The following is an 11,647-nucleotide window of genomic DNA, read 5'->3' as shown; positions in this document are numbered from 1 at the left end:
CCCACCCGGAGAACCATGATGGCGATCAAAACCGCAGAAGACCTGTTCATCCACGAGCTGTCGGACATCTACAGCGCCGAAAAGCAGCTCACCAAGGCATTGCCGCGCCTGGCCCGTGCGGCGACCAACCCGGACCTGGCAACCGCGTTCGAGACCCACCTGGAGGAAACCCAGGGCCAGATCGAGCGCATCGATAAGGTGGTCGAACTGCTCGGCATCCGGCTCAAGCGCATCAAGTGCGCTGCCATGGAAGGTCTGGTGGAGGAAGGCAAGGAGGCCATCGACAGCATCGAGGAAGGCCCCGTGCGCGATGCCGCCCTGATCGGCGGCGCCCAGAAGGTCGAGCACTACGAGATCGCGTCCTATGGCACGATCGCCGCGCTCGCCAAGCAGCTTGGGTACAAGGACGCGCTGCCGCTGCTGCTGGAAACCCTTGCAGAAGAAAAGGCAACTGACGAGAAGCTGACGATGATCGCCAAGTCCGGGGGCAACGCCAAGGCCGCGCAGGCTGCCTGAACCGGTAGCGCATCACGGGGGAGCGGCCTGACTGGCCGCTCCGCAATGCCGTTCACTTCATTGACTGCGGGCGCGGCGCAATACCCACATTCCCGCTGGCCACAGCAGCAGGTGTGCAGCGGCGGAGATGGCAACTGCCAACAGCCCGAACAGAGTGGGCAGAATGGAACCGAAGACGAAGGTCATACCCAGCACGAAGCCGAACAGGTACTCGGCCCGATAAGTGGGAAACACCAGTCCAGAGAGCAGCACGCCCAGGAACACCGCTCCCGCGGCCGACTCGCTGCCGGCGACGAAGGCCACCGACAATGCGGAACCTGCAGCCAGCGCGCCAAGAAAGCCTGCCAGCGCCTTGCGTGCCGCCGAGGGTGCCGCCGACGCCCTGCGCGCGACGACGCTGCCAGCGAGCCAGCCCAGCACAGGTAGCACAAGCAGGCCCCATGCATTGGAAATCGTCGGCAGGTCCGCTCGGTTAAGTAAATGGTGGCTGCGGATGCCGCCGTGAGTGTATTCCCAGCCAAGGTGCGCGGCGGCCGCGATGACAGCCAGGCCGAGAGCGGCGCTGGGGAGCAAGCGGTATGTATGGTTTGCCAATGTTCTTCCTTGCCCTTGGATGCTTGGCGACAACGACTGCCTGACTCAGTTGTCAGGGGTCACACTCAGCTCTGCCCTGCTCTGGCGCAGCTTCTGGACACGAAGTTGATGCGCCTTGTCTGTCCTGAACTTGAAGAAGAAGTAAGCAGCAACCAAGGCGATGATGAGCGGTGGCGTGATGTTGCGACCGAGGGCGTATCCCATCTGGAATGAATCAAGGGTGGAGTTCCACGACGTGTAGATGCTCCAGATTGCGAAGGCTGCAAACAGTGCAAGGTAGAGGCCTGCGCCGTTGAACACCAATCGGCGCGTCATCATGTTGATGACCTTGCCAATACCCAGGCATACGAAAAGTACGATAGCGAAACCGATCAATTCCATGACTTCCCCTGCGCGGTCAAGTTACTGAAACAGGACGAGCCGCGACGCGGCTTCGACTCTCATGAACTACCAAGGAAACACGCTGCGGCAGGATCCCCCCCGGCCGTTCCGCGATCTTAGAGCAGCTGCGACCGGCCAACAAGCGAGCGCAGATCGCCCGCTCCAAGCGACATTCTCAAGCCGTTACTCAGGCGACATCACCGTTTGTCATCCCTGTCCCTAACTGCAACAGATCTGGCTGACCCAGTTCCGCGTAGCTGCATCAGCTTGAACGCATTCCCGGACCTATCCTCCGGTTCAACGCCCGTTGGGCCGGATCCTACTTCAACATATCCAACAATTCCTTGTCTTCATGAGGCTGCGCCCACGTGGACAGCCAGCAGAAGCTAACCCCGCTGCGCATGGCGGCAGTTTGGAACGCAGCGAGCCCTTCCTTCGTGATCGGGTACTCGACCGGATCAAAGTGGAGAAGCGCCCACGGCCTGACGAATGCGAAGCCGGTCTTGAGCTCCGAGAAGATTGCTTTGAGCTCAACTCGGATGGCGGAGAATTCCCTGGCCCGACCCGAGCGGTCGCCAAGGGCGTAGCACTGGCGACGAATTGCTCTGTCTCCACCGACTGCGCGAGCAACGAAGTGGTCTTGGTGCACCTGGACATAGAACAACTGACGGCGAAACATTCTCATCCCCTGCCCAACTCCGGATTCAAGCCGAGCCGCAAAGCTCATTTGCTGCGAGCCTAGTTCAGCCGCCAGTGGCCCCACAACTGGCCCCGCCAACAGGCCCTCCTGATCCCCTGCCCCGCTCGGCTCAGGCTTCACCCCCGCCACACACAGGCACCATCAGCCGCCCATGCGGGCGGGTCAAGCTCGCTGCTGATCACCAACAACTGAATCGATGTCTTCCATCGCCGCCCATGCCTCGGCAGGACTCACAATGTACCTGTGCTGCAACTCGCAGCAACGCGGTTCGTCGCGCTGGGCGGCGGTTCCTTTCGTTGCCTTGGCTGTGGGGCCAGATCTGGACTACTTCGCTGTCTGGTTTTTCGACTACGCGGCAGATCCCCGGTTCAGTCATAGCCTGCTCTTGGCGGTAGGTGCCGCGCTTTTCGTCAAACTCACCCTGGCGCGATCTGTCACCGCGAACCTCAAGCTCAGGTGGTTGCTGGCCGCCGGGATGTCCCACCCGCTGCTCGACCTGCTGGTGGGTGCTCACCCTGTTCCGCTATTCTGGCCTCTCGATGGCGGAGTCAGCATCCCGGCCGGCGTTCTTCCAAGTGCAGGATCGCTGGCGTTCGACAACTTCTATCTCTGGCGGAACCTGTTGATCGAGATCGGCGTGCTGGGTCCAGTATTCGCGCTCCTGATCGCTGTGTCCGGCCGCCTGAGGTTCCGGGAGCTTGCAGGGTGGATGCTGCTCGTCCTTCCGGCCTGGGCCGCATTTCTCACATGGTCGATTGCGCTGGGGAGATAGCCGGCTGAGATGTTCCTGATGGGCGTCAGTCACTCGATCGAAACAGCAAACGGTGTGGGGCTGAGCGACTGCTCGCGTCTGCGCGCGCTTTGCGGGGCCGCTCACCGCACCGGCGCCTCCACGCCGCTATAGTCTTCCGGCTATCTCTTTTTCATGACTGAGAAGACAGCACTGATTCGCTGTGCTTTGGTCAGGCTGCATCCATAGACGCGGAATTTTCTCAGCGGGAACGTGCTGGTGCGTCCTCGCACTGGCCCGGCCAGTGCAAGTGAGGATTTCGGCGCCGAGGTCTTTCGCCTTGACGCCGGCGCTTCCGCCCCAGCCTTGGCACCAGCCGTGGAAGGTGTTGCGGTCGCTTCGCGTGCAGCGTGCTCTGCTTTGCGGGCAGTTGCACTCGCAGATGAGGATTGGGTGGTCGGACTACCTGATGTCTTTGTCATTGTTCGCCCTGCTTCGGCGTGTAAGCCGAGGTTCTTCGTTCCGAGAATTGTACGTTCACCTGTAGCATTCCGATCGCGAGATCGCTGTAATGTGCTGCTAGTCTCAGCTATGAACGACGCTGGTAGTGTTCATTGCCTATCAAGATGGACTGGAGTGCGCACAGCCTTTCGATACGCCACTGAAGGCATGTCGGTTACGCCAGCTTGTTCAACCGAGAGGATGATGACGCCCGGCTTTGTCTCAACATACAACCGGGTACCCGGCTCGATGCCGAGAGCGTGAATCCATAGCCCGCGCAGCTTCAGGCAAGGAATGGGTGGACAGCCGGGAAACGTAACAAGGCCGTCGTGGTGCAGCGCGTTGGTCATGACGCTCTTGGGCTTGCGCCACCAGAGCTTTTGGCTGGCGACTGCGCTAGAGGATGCGTCGGTGGAATGGCTGGACATGGTGGAACCTCCGTTAGGGAACTTCCCTCGCCGGGATGGCGAGGGAGTCGGGAGGTTAAGAACCGTAAAGAGACCGGCGCGACGTATTTCCAAAGGGTGTTGTATTTCGTCACCCTCCCGACGCGGGGAGTTCAACGTGTTGCATCTCTTTAGGAGTTCTTACGCTCCGAGGTTCAACCATGTCGCGGGCATGAGCATAGCGGAAGTTGTTTTGATCTTTCGATTGGCCGCGTTTGATCGACGCCATCTATGCGTGGTGTGGAACGGGCCGTTGGTACGCAATTCCGTGCGTTGTGGCGTGTTTTCGTTGGCACCCGGTCACGAGTGAGGTGTTCGCCGCGCTAGAAGTGTTCGACTCGGCGAATCCGAACGCGTGACGCATTCGACACACGGTGCGCGATCAAGCGCGCGTCAGCGCAACCCAGCGGTAGCCCACGTAGATGCCGACCGCGACGACCGGCCCCAGGCTCATCCACAGCGGCAGCTTGAGCACGAAGACCATGATGCTGCCGACAGCCAGGGCCAGGATCGACAAGCCGATCACCCAGGCATTGAACACAGCCGTATCCGCCGCATCCTCACTCCACGAGTTCGCCGCCCGGCCATTCGCGGCGCGCTGCCGGCGAAGCACCCAGATGTCGGTCACGAAATCGACAATGCCTTCCAACAGGGCACCGATGAAGCCAGACATGGTCAATCCTTGGACGGCAGGCTGAATACGCCGATCTTCAAGGCTGCCCCACTGGCCCGTCAAGTGCCCCACCGGGGCAGGCGTACACCCACCTGCCCCGGGCCTCCCCCGCCGTTGTGTCAGGGGCTGTCGCGGCGGATGCCCAGCGCGACGGCTTCGGTATAGGAAATCTTGAGCAGGTCGCCGCGCTTTACGCTGGGGAGCTTGGCTCGCAGGTCTTCGCGCTCCACCGCAATGATCTGGGTGTTGCCGCGCGGCCCTCGCAGCGCAATGGTGTTGGCCACCGGGTCCACGGCCGCCACCTCGGTGACGATCTCGATGGTGTTCGAACGCGCCCCACCCGGCGTGGCGCCGCGGATCGGCACGGTACCGGCCTGCGATCTGGTCACGCCGACCGGCGCGCTGCCTGCCGGCTGCAGGTCCAGGGCGACGGCGGCCTGGTAATCCAGGGTGACCTTGTCGCCCACCTTCAGCTGGTTGAAGTTGCGCACGTCGGCGCCGGCGATGAAGTCCAGGCTGCCTCCGTCGGCACCGGTGACCGTCACCGCGCGGGTGCGGGTATCGATGGCGGTGATCTGCCCCTGCAACGTCACCCCGGCAGAAGCCGCTGTCATGGGGCCCGGCAACGCCCGGGGCGCAGGCGCTGAAGGTTCAGCAGGCGGCGGAGTGCTTTGGCACCCGCTGGTGGCGAGCGCTGCAACGATGAGCGTGACGGAAGACGAACGTGCCAGGAAGCGCATGTGACTCTCCAGGACAGGGCGGGCGGCGGATGCAGTGCTATTGCATCAGCTGCCCTACCCCTGCGCCCCCGTACAACTACTGTGCCCCACCCAGAAAACATACCGTTTCCGGGCGCGGGCTCAGCTCCTGCGCATCAGGATCATCTTCTCCTGCGACATGTCCCGCATGGTGTACGGAATGCCGCCGGTGCCATAGCCCGATTCCCGGCGGCCGGCAAACGGCATCCAGTCGGTGCGGAACGCGGTGGGGTCGTTGATCATCACGGCCGAGGCATCCAGGCGGTTGGCCGCGCGCATGGCCACGTCGATATCCTGGGCGAAGATGCTGGCCTGGAACGCGGTGGGCAGCGAGTTGGCGCGTGAGATGGCCTCGTCCAGCTCGCTGTAGCGATACACCGCCACCACCGGCCCGAAGATCTCCTGCGTGGTGACTCGGGCGTCATCGGCGGGATTGAGCAGCACGGTGGGTTGTAGCGTGGTTTCGGAAAGGCGCTTGCCACCGGTGGCGAGCGTGGCCCCACCCTTCACTGCCTCGTCGATCCATTCGGCCACCCGGTCGGCTTCGCGCGGCTGGATCAGCGGGCCTACTTCGGTGTCCTTCAGGGTGGGGTCGCCGGTGCGCAGCTTCTCCACACGTGCGATGAGGGCTTCGGTGAAGTCCTCGGCAATGTCGTTGTGCACGAAGATGCGCTGGGTGGACACGCACACCTGCCCGGCGTGGTAGTAGCCGCCCTTGACGATGGGCTCGATGATCCTGGCTAGGTCCGCGCTGCGGTCCACGATGGCAGGTGCCACCCCGCCATGTTCCAGCGCCGAACGCGCACCATGGGCCAGCTTGGAGTGCAGCGACCAGCCCACCCGCGCCGAGCCGATGAAACTGAGGAAGGCCACGCGCTTGTCGGTGGCCAGTGCTTCGGCCAGTTCGTTGCCTTCCGGAATGAAGCTCTGGCACCACGGCTCGGGCAGGCCGGCCTCGTGGACCATCGCCACGAACTCCAGGCAGGACAGTGGCGTGGTCGAGGCCGGCTTGATGATGACCGGGCACCCCACCGCGATGGCAGGGGCAACCTGGTGGACGATGAGGTTCAGCGGGTGGTTGAACGCCGAGATGGCGGCGACGATGCCGAGCGGCTCTTTGGTCGTGAACGCCCAGCGGTTCTCGGCCGCTGCCGACAGACCCATCGGGATTTCGCGGCCGGCGAAGTTGCGCAGTTCATCGGCGGCGTTGTGCACGCCATCGATGGCGCGGTTGGTTTCGACAATGGCATCGGGCAGCGGCTTGCCGCCTTCGCGCGCGATCTGCATGGCCAGGTGGTCACGCTTGGCTTCCATCAGGGCCGCCAGCCTGCGCAGGATGGCAATGCGCTGATGCGGCTTGAGCCAGCCATCGCGGTCCTTGAACACGCGTTCGGCATTGCCGAGCTTGCGCTCCAGCGCGGCGGCGTCATCGAACGGAACGTCCTGGATGGGGGCGCGGTCGAAGGCTTGTACTACGGTCAACATGTGGGGTTCCTTGTATTCAGTGGTCAACGGTGGCGGTTACGCACAGCCCACATCGGGGGTGCGGTTGCGCAGCTCGTCGACCAGTACGCGGGTGTTTTCGGAGTAGTCGATCGGCACGTCCAGCAGGTGCACGCCACCGCCGGCAAAGGCGGCTTCGATCGTGGGCACCAGCGCTTCCACCGAGGTCACCCGACTGCCCTTGGCGCCGTAGGCTTCGGCGTAGCGCACGAAATCCGGGTTGCCAAAGCGCATGCCGAAATCTTCAAAGCCATCCACCGCCTGCTTCCAGCGGATCATGCCGTAGGCGCTGTCATTGAGGATGATCACCACCAGGTTCAGGCCCAGCCGCACGGCGGTTTCCATCTCCTGCGAGTTCATCATGAAGCCGCCATCGCCGCACACGGCCAGCACGCGCCGGTTGGGGTACAGCATCGAGGCCATCATTGCCGACGGCAGGCCCGCGCCCATGGTCGCCAGGGCGTTATCCAGCAGCAGCGTGTTGGCCACATGGGTGCGGTAATTGCGGGCGAACCAGATCTTGTACATGCCATTGTCGAGACAGACGATGCCGTCTTCCGGCATGGCCTCGCGCACGTCGTGCACCAACCGCTGCGGGGTGACCGGGAAGCGGTCCTCCTCGGCACGGTCGTTGAGGCGCGACAGGATCTTCTGGCGCAGGTCGACCATGCCCTGGTCTTCGGACACCTTGCCTTCCAGCCGCTCGGCGAGGCCATCCACGGTGGCGCCGATGTCCCCGATCACCTCGATATCCGGGTGGTAGACCTGCTCGACCGTGGCGGATTGGAAGCCGACATGGATGACCTTGGGCCCGCCCTTGCCCTTCATCAGGAACGGCGGCTTCTCAACGGTATCGTGGCCGATGGCGATGATCAGGTCGGCGCGCGCCACGGCCTCGTGGACGTAGTCGCCTTCGGAAAGCGCAGCGGTACCCATGTACAGGTTGGAGCCGCCGGTCACCGCGCCCTTGCCCATCTGGGTGTTGAAGAACGGCAGCCGGGTGCGCGCCACGAACGTGGAGAGCGATTCGGTCAGCCACGGCCGGCTGCAGGCCGCGCCGATCATCACCAGCGGCCGCTTGGCGGCCAGGATCGCTTCTGCTGCGCGGTCGAGCGCAGCGGCGTGGGCGATGGGGCGCTCCAGCGGGTGGACCGGAATGACTGGAACGTCGTCCACTTCCTCGCCGGCGATGTCCTCTGGCAGCTCCAGATGGACCGGGCCCGGCCGCTCTTCCATGGCCACGCGGAAAGCATCCCGCACGGTGGCCGGGATGGCCGCTGCGCTGACGATCTGCCGGGTCATTTTCGTGAGCGGCTTCATCGAGGCCACGATGTCCACGATCTGGAACCGGGCCTGTTTGGCGCTCATGACCGCCTTCTGGCCGGTGATCAGGATCATCGGCCAGGCACCCAGGTGGGCGTAGGCCGCGCCCGTGGAGAAGTTCAGCGCGCCGGGGCCGAGGGTGGCCAGGCAGACGCCCGGTCTGCCAGTGAGGCGGCCGTGGGTGGCGGCCATGAACGCGGCCGCCTGTTCGTGGCGGGTGAGGACCAGCTCGATGCTGGAGTTGCGAAGGGATTCCAGGAAGTCGAGGTTTTCCTCGCCCGGAACGCCGAAGATGCGGTCCACGCCCTCGTTTTCGAGTGCGGCGACCAGCAGGTCTGAGCCCTTGGGCATTGCGTCGATCCTTGCGGTGATGAACTCCGGAGAGCTCGGTGCCATGGGGAAACGTAGTGTGGATCGACTATACGCCCGGGGCCGTGTACGGCCATCTGAATGACAGCCTCAGCTGGCAGGACGGTGCGGTCCATGCCAGGGGGGTTGTTATGGCGCAAGGTACAGGGGGTCAGACAGAACGCGCCTGTGGCGCCTGTGGATGATCAAACCTGACCCTCCACAGGCCGTGATCCCGTCAGCCGCCCGGCTGCTTGCCAAGCAGATACTTCAGCCCGTGCGTCAGCCCGCGCGGGGCCACGCTCAGGTGGTCCTCGTCGTTGAGCACATCCAGCTTCAGGCGCAGTGACGGGTAGTTGTGCGCGCGCAGCGCGGCCTGCATGTTCTTCGCATCGGCCACCATGTCCGCGTCGTTGCCGAAGGCCGGCGTTTCACGCTCGCCGACATACATGTACACCGATGCCTTCAGATCCTTGTGGCTGCCTGCGTAGTCCCTCTCGAACCGCGACATGACATTGCGGTCATACCAGAACGATGGGCTGCCCATGATGTAGCCCGCAAACATGCCCGGATCGGTAAACAGGATCTGGCTGCCCAGCAACGCGCCGTAGGAATGGCCCAGCAGCAGGCGCCGGCTTTCGTCGGTGCGGTAGCGGCCGGCGACGAACGGCAGGGCCTGCTCCCGCAGGTACGTGATGTAAGGCGCAGCGCCCCCATGCACCGCGTCGGCCGGTGCGCTGCTCGGGCCGTTGGGTGTCGGGGTGTAGTCGCGGCGGCGGCTGGGCATGCCTTCGTCACCCACCGAATAGGACAGGCCCACCAGGATGAACTCTTCCAGCTTGGGGCCTTCCACGTTCAATCGACGGCCGATCTGCCGCGCCAACGGAAACGCGTAGTCGGCATCGGTGACATAGAGGACCGGGTATCTGCGCTCCGGACTGTCCGCGTAGGACGCCGGCAGCGCAACGAACACCTGGTACGTCCGCCCGGAAACCGGGTCGGGAACATTCCAGACTTCGCTTCCCACCACTTCATAGGGAGCGCCGTCACCACGCTGGCCGCCCAGGGCCGAGGCCTTGGTCGGTATCGTCGGGGCCGCCAACGGCGCTTCGGCGAGCGGCTTGGAGTCCGGGGTCTCAGGCGTCTTGGCACACCCGGTGAGAATCAGTGCAAGCAGCACGCCTGTAACAAGTTTGTTCAACGCTACCTCTCCATGGTGATCGAACGAAAATCATACAACGTGCACCTAATCGCACCATCCCTTCGCGCGCGCCGCCGTGCGTTCCTGCGCCTTGCGCAGCATGGCCTGGTTCTCCGCTTCCAGCCTCACGAAATCATGGTGGCGGGCAAAGTACGGACCCAGCCAACCCGCTTCGTGGGTGAATGCCATGGTCCAGGCAAGATTGGGTGGGAACACATAACAGTCCGACCAGGCTGGCTTCACCGGAAGATCGCCGGTCAGGTAGGCGGCATTGCGGTCGTTGGACAGCACGACGAACGCCACCCCGGTCTGTTGCTGGTACTCCGCCTTGGCCTCGGCATCAGCGAGGCTGGGATAGCGTCCCGAACTGAAGACATGCCACATGAAGGCCTTGTTGTTGATTCCCTGGCGGTCGCGTCCGAAGACGGCAAGCCAGTCCCGGGCCAGTTCCTTGGCCTCTGCTTCGGTGTACTGGCGGATGATCTGCGTGGCGCTCACGCCAACGAGTGTATTGAATGGCCATTGGTACACACAACAAGGGTCTTGCCATGTCCAACCCCTCTTCCGCGCAGGGTCCCGCCGCTGCCGCCCGCGCCTTCGATGCCATCATCATCGGCACCGGCCAGGCGGGACCCTCACTGGCCGGGCGGCTGGACGCGGCCGGTATGCGCGTGGCCATCATCGAGCGTCACCTGGTGGGCGGCACCTGCGTCAACACCGGCTGCAAACCGACCAAGACGCTGGTGGCCAGCGCGTACGCCGCACAGATGGCGCGGCGTGGTGCTGAGTACGGCTTCAGCGCCGGACCGGTCAGCGTGGATATGACCGTGGTCGAGGCCCGCGCCCGCAAAGTGATCATGGACTCGCGCAAGGGCAATGAAGACTGGCTTGCCGGGATGGCCAACGTGGAGCTGATCCGCGGCCATGCCCGCTTCGATGGGCCCGGCGCCATCGTGGTCAACGGCGAGCGGCTTACCGCGCCGCGCATCTTCATCAACGTGGGCGGGCGTGCAGCGGTGCCGGAGATGCCCGGCCTGCCGGACGTTACCTACCTGACCAACAGCAGCATCGTGGCGCTCGATGCCCTGCCCGCCCATCTGATGGTGGTGGGCGGAAGCTACATCGGGCTGGAGTTCGCACAGATGTACCGGCGCTTCGGCGCGCAGGTGACGATCATCGAGCGGGGTGAACGCTTGATCGCGCGCGAGGACGCCGATGTATCGGAGGCGGTACGCGGCATCCTGGAGGATGAGGGCATCGAGATACATACCGGCGCGGACAGGATCGCGTTCGAGCGCGTGGACGATGACATCGCCGTTTCCTTCCAGGCCGGCGGCAAGGACGCGCGCATGGTCGGCAGCCACGTCCTGATGGCGATCGGGCGCCGGCCCAATACGGAGGACCTGGGCCTGGACACCGCCGGCATCGAGCGCGACGAACGTGGGTACATCACGGTGGATGACCACCTGCAGACCTCGGCGCCCGGTGTCTGGGCGCTGGGTGACTGCAACGGCCGTGGGGCGTTCACCCATACCGCCTATAACGACTTCGAGATCGTCGCCGCCAACCTGCTGGATGGCGAGGACCGCCGGGTCAGCAGCCGGGTGCCCGGCTACGCGCTGTACATCGACCCGCCGCTGGGCCGTGCGGGCATGTCCGAGGCCGAGGCGATGAAGTCCGGCCGCCCCCTGCTGTTCTCCAAGCGGCCCATGACCCGCGTCGGCCGTGCGGTGGAAAAAGGGGAGTCCAAGGGCTTCATGAAGGTGGTGGCCGATGCCGAAACCCGGCGGATCCTGGGCGCGGCGATCCTTGGCACTGGCGGCGATGAGGCCATCCACGGCATCCTCGACATGATCAGTGCCGACCGGCCGCTGGATGAGCTGCGCTGGGCGGTGCCGATCCACCCCACGGTTTCCGAATTGATTCCCACGCTGCTGGTCGATCTTGCGCCGGCACCTGACCGAGGATGATCT

Annotated in this window: 13 protein-coding genes; 3 read left to right on the top strand and 10 right to left on the bottom strand. The window is 64.1% G+C overall.

The annotated features are described in order from the left end of the window. Positions 1 to 18: 18 nt before the first annotated feature. Complete coding sequence (locus ACQG3P_RS00780) at positions 19 to 516, top strand: ferritin-like domain-containing protein (RefSeq protein ID WP_354277258.1); 498 nt, start codon at positions 19 to 21, stop codon at positions 514 to 516. A 57-nt stretch (positions 517 to 573) separates the two neighbouring features. Here the strand turns inward: ACQG3P_RS00780 and ACQG3P_RS00775 are convergent, their stop codons facing one another. From ACQG3P_RS00775 to ACQG3P_RS00765, 3 genes are all read right to left on the bottom strand, one after another. After that, entirely contained in the window at positions 574 to 1,110 is a 537-nt protein-coding gene (locus ACQG3P_RS00775) for a hypothetical protein (protein ID WP_426803889.1), read from the bottom strand. Between the two features lie 45 nt (positions 1,111 to 1,155). Beyond that, positions 1,156 to 1,491, bottom strand: a complete 336-nt coding sequence (locus tag ACQG3P_RS00770; protein WP_426803888.1) for a hypothetical protein — start codon at positions 1,489 to 1,491, stop codon at positions 1,156 to 1,158. A 319-nt stretch (positions 1,492 to 1,810) separates the two neighbouring features. Continuing rightward, a complete protein-coding gene (locus ACQG3P_RS00765; protein WP_426803887.1) occupies positions 1,811 to 2,218 on the bottom strand; it encodes a hypothetical protein in 408 nt (135 codons plus the stop codon). Between the two features lie 169 nt (positions 2,219 to 2,387). On the opposite strand from ACQG3P_RS00765, the gene ACQG3P_RS00760 reads away from it, so the two are divergent. Further along, entirely contained in the window at positions 2,388 to 2,963 is a 576-nt protein-coding gene (locus ACQG3P_RS00760) for a metal-dependent hydrolase (protein WP_426803886.1), read from the top strand. A 569-nt stretch (positions 2,964 to 3,532) separates the two neighbouring features. On the opposite strand, the gene ACQG3P_RS00755 is transcribed toward ACQG3P_RS00760, so the two are convergent. The 7 genes from ACQG3P_RS00755 to ACQG3P_RS00725 all read right to left on the bottom strand — a co-directional run bounded on the left by ACQG3P_RS00755 (position 3,533) and on the right by ACQG3P_RS00725 (position 10,172). Beyond that, the gene (locus ACQG3P_RS00755; RefSeq protein WP_426803885.1) at positions 3,533 to 3,850 is read right to left on the bottom strand and encodes a hypothetical protein; all 318 of its coding nucleotides are present in this window, start codon (positions 3,848 to 3,850) and stop codon (positions 3,533 to 3,535) included. Positions 3,851 to 4,250: 400 nt separating this feature from the next. Further along, positions 4,251 to 4,541 (bottom strand): hypothetical protein, encoded by a 291-nt coding sequence (locus ACQG3P_RS00750; protein WP_426803884.1) that lies wholly within the window; start codon positions 4,539 to 4,541, stop codon positions 4,251 to 4,253. Positions 4,542 to 4,660: 119 nt separating this feature from the next. Further along, on the bottom strand, positions 4,661 to 5,155 hold the full coding sequence (locus ACQG3P_RS00745; protein WP_157771735.1) for a hypothetical protein: 495 nt from the start codon (positions 5,153 to 5,155) through the stop codon (positions 4,661 to 4,663). Positions 5,156 to 5,401: 246 nt separating this feature from the next. After that, complete coding sequence (locus ACQG3P_RS00740; protein WP_426803883.1) at positions 5,402 to 6,784, bottom strand: aldehyde dehydrogenase family protein; 1,383 nt, start codon at positions 6,782 to 6,784, stop codon at positions 5,402 to 5,404. Between the two features lie 36 nt (positions 6,785 to 6,820). Further along, a complete protein-coding gene (locus tag ACQG3P_RS00735; RefSeq protein ID WP_426803882.1) occupies positions 6,821 to 8,476 on the bottom strand; it encodes an acetolactate synthase large subunit in 1,656 nt (551 codons plus the stop codon). A gap of 235 nt (positions 8,477 to 8,711) precedes the next feature. Continuing rightward, positions 8,712 to 9,674 (bottom strand): alpha/beta hydrolase, encoded by a 963-nt coding sequence (locus ACQG3P_RS00730; RefSeq protein WP_426803881.1) that lies wholly within the window; start codon positions 9,672 to 9,674, stop codon positions 8,712 to 8,714. A 45-nt stretch (positions 9,675 to 9,719) separates the two neighbouring features. Further along, a complete protein-coding gene (locus tag ACQG3P_RS00725; protein ID WP_426803880.1) occupies positions 9,720 to 10,172 on the bottom strand; it encodes a DUF4275 family protein in 453 nt (150 codons plus the stop codon). A 50-nt stretch (positions 10,173 to 10,222) separates the two neighbouring features. Between ACQG3P_RS00725 and ACQG3P_RS00720 the strand changes: the two genes are divergently transcribed. Then, the gene (locus ACQG3P_RS00720; protein WP_426804026.1) at positions 10,223 to 11,644 is read left to right on the top strand and encodes an FAD-containing oxidoreductase; all 1,422 of its coding nucleotides are present in this window, start codon (positions 10,223 to 10,225) and stop codon (positions 11,642 to 11,644) included. The last annotated feature ends 3 nt before the right edge of the window (positions 11,645 to 11,647 follow it).

This window comes from Stenotrophomonas sp. SrG, assembly GCF_050031795.1.
Lineage (GTDB): Bacteria > Pseudomonadota > Gammaproteobacteria > Xanthomonadales > Xanthomonadaceae > Stenotrophomonas > Stenotrophomonas rhizophila_A.
Note: the sequence above shows the minus strand (reverse complement) of the source record. Positions and strands in the feature narration are given on the sequence as shown.

What these genes read in the sequence shown, in the direction of transcription:
- ACQG3P_RS00780 (WP_354277258.1), top strand. Translation starts at nt 19, where the DNA reads ATGGCGATCAAAACCGCAGAAGACCTGTTCATCCACGAGCTGTCGGAC.
- ACQG3P_RS00770 (WP_426803888.1), bottom strand. Translation starts at nt 1,491, where the DNA reads ATGGAATTGATCGGTTTCGCTATCGTACTTTTCGTATGCCTGGGTATT.
- ACQG3P_RS00765 (WP_426803887.1), bottom strand. Translation starts at nt 2,218, where the DNA reads ATGAGCTTTGCGGCTCGGCTTGAATCCGGAGTTGGGCAGGGGATGAGA.
- ACQG3P_RS00760 (WP_426803886.1), top strand. Translation starts at nt 2,388, where the DNA reads ATGTCTTCCATCGCCGCCCATGCCTCGGCAGGACTCACAATGTACCTG.
- ACQG3P_RS00755 (WP_426803885.1), bottom strand. Translation starts at nt 3,850, where the DNA reads ATGTCCAGCCATTCCACCGACGCATCCTCTAGCGCAGTCGCCAGCCAA.
- ACQG3P_RS00750 (WP_426803884.1), bottom strand. Translation starts at nt 4,541, where the DNA reads ATGTCTGGCTTCATCGGTGCCCTGTTGGAAGGCATTGTCGATTTCGTG.
- ACQG3P_RS00745 (WP_157771735.1), bottom strand. Translation starts at nt 5,155, where the DNA reads ATGACAGCGGCTTCTGCCGGGGTGACGTTGCAGGGGCAGATCACCGCC.
- ACQG3P_RS00740 (WP_426803883.1), bottom strand. Translation starts at nt 6,784, where the DNA reads ATGTTGACCGTAGTACAAGCCTTCGACCGCGCCCCCATCCAGGACGTT.
- ACQG3P_RS00735 (WP_426803882.1), bottom strand. Translation starts at nt 8,476, where the DNA reads ATGCCCAAGGGCTCAGACCTGCTGGTCGCCGCACTCGAAAACGAGGGC.
- ACQG3P_RS00720 (WP_426804026.1), top strand. Translation starts at nt 10,223, where the DNA reads ATGTCCAACCCCTCTTCCGCGCAGGGTCCCGCCGCTGCCGCCCGCGCC.